Below are 2,739 nucleotides of genomic sequence, written 5' to 3' on the forward strand. Positions count from 1 at the left end.
CAGTGTCCGCCGGCGGACCGAGGGCCCCAGCCCGGGCCAACGCGCGTCCAGCAGCTGCGCCGCCTCCGCCTCGGTCAGCGGCCCGATCTCCCGTACGGGCAGGGCGAGTTGGCCGCAGATGCCGCGCACTCCGGTCCGCAGGGTGGCCAGGAAGGCGATCGGGTGGTCACTCATCCTGCGGACGACGAAGCCGAGCGCGGTCGCGCTGGCGTGGTCGAGCCACGGCACATCGTCGGCGATGACCAACAAGGGCCCCTCCACGGCGACTTCGCCGAGCAGGGCGAGTACCGCCGTCGAGGCGGCCAGCGGGTCCGGCGGCGGCCCCGGCGCGAGACCGAAGATCCGGTCGACGACCTCACGGTGATGTCCGGCGAGCCGCCCGGTGTGACGGCGCAGCGGATAGAGCATCTGGTGCAGCGCCGAGAAGTTCATCTCGCGCTCGAACTCCACGCCGGAGGCGCGCAGTACGCGCGTCCCGAGGTCCACGGCCCGTGCCGCGGCGGCGTCCAGCAGCGCGGTCTTCCCCACGCCGGGGTCGCCGCGCAGCAGCAGGCCTCGGAGGGCTCCGTCCCGCCCGGCCAACAGCGAGTCCAGCAGCTCCAGTTCGGCCGTGCGCCCCACCAGGTCCGCTCCGGGCCGTGAGGTCACCGACTCCCCTCCGTCAAGTTGCTTGCCGAAAGAAATATAACGAGTCGGCGAGGAAGAATCCACGTACTGTCGCTCCACAGCAAGATCGTCGCTGATCGGGGCGAGGAGGTCGATGTTCCCGGCCACAGCGTTCGGCGCCGAGGACGGTGGCCGCCCACACCGCCGTCCGGGCACAGGGCGGCGGGCCGTGGGTGCCGTCCCACGACCCGCTCCCCCGACTGTCCGGCCGTCCGCGCCCGAAGGCGCGTCGGATGCCGACTACAGCGCGGCGTCGGCCGCTTCGTCCGCCTCCACCCTGGCCAGCAGCGCGTCCAGCGTGGCGTACTCCGCCTCTTCCACGGCGGCGATCGCGAAGTCGATGGCGTCGGCGGCGTAGTCCTCGGCGTCGTCGGCGGCGTGCTGCAGTCGCTTCGCGTCGCGCTCGGCCTTGCGTTCGTCCAGTTTCGTGCGGACCGAGTCCACATGGTCCTGCCAGGAGGTCTGTACCTGGTTCCAGCTTCCGGTGACGTTCTCCTTGGCCCGCTGCCCGCTCGACTGCAGCCGCTGCGCGCCCTGTTCGGCCTTGTCCTTCGCGTCGGCGACGGCGGCTGACAGCTTCTGCCGGTCCTCGGCGACACTCGCCGCCACGGTCCGCTGGGCGTCCTGGGCCTTCTGCGACAGTTCGGCGAGACGCCCCGCGGGGCCGGTCGGGGTGGTGCCGGGTGCCTGGTTCTTCTGCGGCGTCGGGTCCGACATGGTGATCCCTTCCTTGACGGATGTGTCGCTGCTCGATGACGCGCGATACCGCGGTGCATGTGCGACCGGGGTACCTGTCCGAGCCGACCGTCACTCTGCCGTCGGCGCGGCCCGTTCGGCTTCGGTCAATCGACGCAACGGACGGCGTACACGGGAGCATTGCGGCCGTGCGGGCAGTCGATTGACCCAAGGAAGCGACCCCGTCCCGCACTTACGCTGACGGCGTTTCTCGTGAGCGACGGATCAAGGAGTGCCCGTGCCCCCTGGAATCAACGGGTTGGACATACGTCTCCCGAACGAGCAGGCCGTCCTCGCGCGGATGCGGGGGACCCAGGACCGGATCGCGGACGCGATCACCGCTTTCGCCGGGACCATGCAGTTCGTCTACCTCCACGCGGTGTGGTTCACGGTCTGGATCGTGTGCAACGAAGGGCTGTTCGGCCGTGGCGCGGTCTGGGACCCTTACCCGTTCGGGCTGCTCACGATGATCGTCAGCCTTGAGGCGATCTTTCTGTCGACCTTCGTGATGGTGAGCCAGAACCGGCAGGCGACGCGCGAGACGGTCCGCGCCGACCTCGACTTCGAGACCAATATCCGCTCGGAGGTGTGGGCGGCCCACATGGGCCATGCTCTCGGAGTCAATGCCCAGCGGGTCGAGGAGGACGTACGGACGCTCCTCGCGCAGAACCGGGCGAAGATGAACGACACCCAGCACACCCCGGCCGCCGACTGAAGCCGCGACGCCGAGGCCGGCAGCGTTCCCCGCCTACTCCAGTGTCGCCAGCAGCGGGGCCAGCTCACCGCGTGAGGTGATGCCGAGCTTGGGGAAGGCCCGGTACAGATGCGCGGCGACCGTGCGGTGGGAGAGATACAGCCGTTCCGCGATCTCCCGGTTGGAGAGGCCTTCCGCGGCCAGCAGGGCGATCTGTCTCTCCTGGGGCGAGAGCAGGTCGGCGGCGGACGGCAGCGGGTCGCCGGCCCCCGGCATGCCCTGGCCGGCCCAGTCGGAGGCTCCGACGAGTTCGAAGGCGGTCCGCGCGGAGAGCAGCATCGTGCGGGACCGGGCGGCCTGCCGACGGCGCCGAAGCCACTGTCCGTAAGCGTGTTCCGTCCGAGCCCTGAGCAGCGGCCAGCGGGACAGGTCCTGCTCCAGTGCGACCAGGTACAGCTCCTCGGCCGCCGAGTCGGGGGCCAACACGGCACGGGCGCAGGGCAGTTGGATGTGCAGCAGCGGGGCGGGCGTCACCCGTGCCGCCTCCTCCGCCGGCGCGAGGACGCGCACGGCTTCCGTGGCCTCGCCGAGGCGGTCCGCCGCCACGGCGAACGGCAGCACCGCGGCGAAGCCCTGCCAGCGCA

4 protein-coding genes are annotated in these 2,739 nt (G+C 71.0%); 1 reads left to right on the forward strand and 3 read right to left on the reverse strand.

All coding sequences use genetic code 11. From position 1 onward, the window contains the following. Positions 1-648 (reverse strand): ATP-binding protein (locus R6V09_RS50295; protein ID WP_317888115.1); only part of this gene is annotated, 648 nt, incomplete at its 3' end. A 258-nt stretch (positions 649-906) separates the two neighbouring features. Beyond that, on the reverse strand, positions 907-1,383 hold the full coding sequence (locus R6V09_RS50300; RefSeq protein WP_317888116.1) for a hypothetical protein: 477 nt from the start codon (positions 1,381-1,383) through the stop codon (positions 907-909). 256 nt (positions 1,384-1,639) lie between these two features. Here R6V09_RS50300 and R6V09_RS50305 point away from each other — a divergent pair, with 256 nt between their 5' ends. After that, positions 1,640-2,116, forward strand: coding sequence for a DUF1003 domain-containing protein (locus tag R6V09_RS50305; RefSeq protein ID WP_442810292.1), 477 nt, complete (start codon positions 1,640-1,642; stop codon positions 2,114-2,116). 33 nt (positions 2,117-2,149) lie between these two features. On the opposite strand, the gene R6V09_RS50310 is transcribed toward R6V09_RS50305, so the two are convergent. Further along, positions 2,150-2,739, reverse strand: a 590-nt coding sequence (locus R6V09_RS50310) for a helix-turn-helix transcriptional regulator (RefSeq protein WP_317888117.1), incomplete at its 5' end; no start/stop codon positions are given.

This window comes from Streptomyces sp. W16 (assembly GCF_033194735.1).
Lineage (GTDB): Bacteria > Actinomycetota > Actinomycetes > Streptomycetales > Streptomycetaceae > Streptomyces.

What these genes read in the sequence shown, in the direction of transcription:
- R6V09_RS50300 (WP_317888116.1), bottom strand. Translation starts at nt 1,383, where the DNA reads ATGTCGGACCCGACGCCGCAGAAGAACCAGGCACCCGGCACCACCCCG.